This is a genomic window from Desulforhabdus sp. TSK (assembly GCF_022836495.1).
In the GTDB taxonomy this organism is placed as follows: domain Bacteria; phylum Desulfobacterota; class Syntrophobacteria; order Syntrophobacterales; family Syntrophobacteraceae; genus Desulforhabdus.
The window spans coordinates 1-1213 of the sequence record NZ_BQXM01000087.1 but is presented as its reverse complement, the minus strand read 5'-3'; the positions used below and the strand labels follow the sequence as shown (position 1 = coordinate 1213).

The 1213-nt window shown below is 53.8% G+C and carries 2 protein-coding genes; one reads left to right on the top strand and one right to left on the bottom strand.

The features are described from left to right. A partial coding sequence (locus MWC30_RS21575; RefSeq protein WP_244086267.1) for a hypothetical protein occupies window positions 1-551 on the bottom strand: 551 nt, incomplete at its 3' end. Here MWC30_RS21575 and MWC30_RS21570 point away from each other — a divergent pair. Next, a partial coding sequence (locus tag MWC30_RS21570; RefSeq protein WP_244086266.1) for a hypothetical protein occupies window positions 528-1213 on the top strand: 686 nt, incomplete at its 3' end. The two genes, MWC30_RS21575 and MWC30_RS21570, sit on opposite strands and share 24 nt — an antisense overlap.

Sequence of the window (1213 nt, the reverse complement as noted above, 5' to 3'; positions counted from 1 at the left end):
TCGAGAACTATTTCCTCACATCCGTTGATGACCCTCAATTCTGGAAATGCGTGGCGGCTCATACCCGGGAGCTCGTTATTTTTACTCACCTCAATTTCGACCCTGTGATGGAGCTCCTCGATTCCCTTTACTCGCCCGTGCATCGGGCTGATCATCGTGTTTCTACCTCTATGCTCAGATCTCTTCTTCTCATGACCTCTCTGAAAATCGCCGGGATTACGGCATGGGTCAAAGAAACCCGGCTGCAGCCACTTTTGGCCGTCTTGGCCGGGTTCCATCCAGAAGACACTCCAGGCATCGGCACATACTACGATTTCATGAAACGCCTCATCGATGGCCCATACCAAAAACCCTGTGAGCATTACGTCAGAAAGAGTGATTTCCTCTCGAAACTTCATCTGAGAAATCTTCGCGCTGAGAAGGATGCCGGCAAAGAGGAAAGCGATGTTTACAGCTCTCAGTCGGAAAAAGTCGCGACCGAACTGCTGGCAGCCGCTGAAAAACCAAGACCCGATGACCTCTCGAAAATGCTTGAAGATCTCCTCGTCCAACTGGGCATCAAGCCCTCCATCCAACGCGGACTCTTGAACCACCTCGATGATCTTATCGTCTCAGGCGATGGCTCCATCCTCCAAAGCGCCGCCTCGGGAGAAGGAAAACCGGCCTGCTCCTGCCGCTCTCAAGGAATTTATCGCTGCGATCACGACCGGTATTACTCATCTCCCACCGCCAAATGGTGTTACGATGCCCACAAGGGCTGTTATCTCTTCGGCGATCGCTATTACCACCTGGTCGTCCATCAAAATGGACACGACCTGCCGCTTCTCACCATCATGCCCGGTGGCGACGAGAGCGATTACACCCTTTCTCTCAAGGCCTTCGACCGCTTCCTCAAAGCAGCCCGCGAAAACGGCCTCCCCATGCGCATCGGCGTCTTCTGCGGCGACGGTCACCACGACTCTTGCGCTCATTATCGCTATTTCACCCAAAAGGGCGTTGCCCCCGTCATTCCTCTTTCAGAAAACACCAAGAAGGCTTTCCCCCATCTCCTTGACGACCGCGGCGTCAAGCTCGATACCGACGGCGTTCCCCTCTGTCCCGAAGGCGTCCGCATGAGGCATCACCTGTACAATGAGTACAGAAAAATTCACGTCTATACCTGCCCTGCAAAAAGGCATACGCACCGAGACGGGAAATCCCTTTACGTCATCCA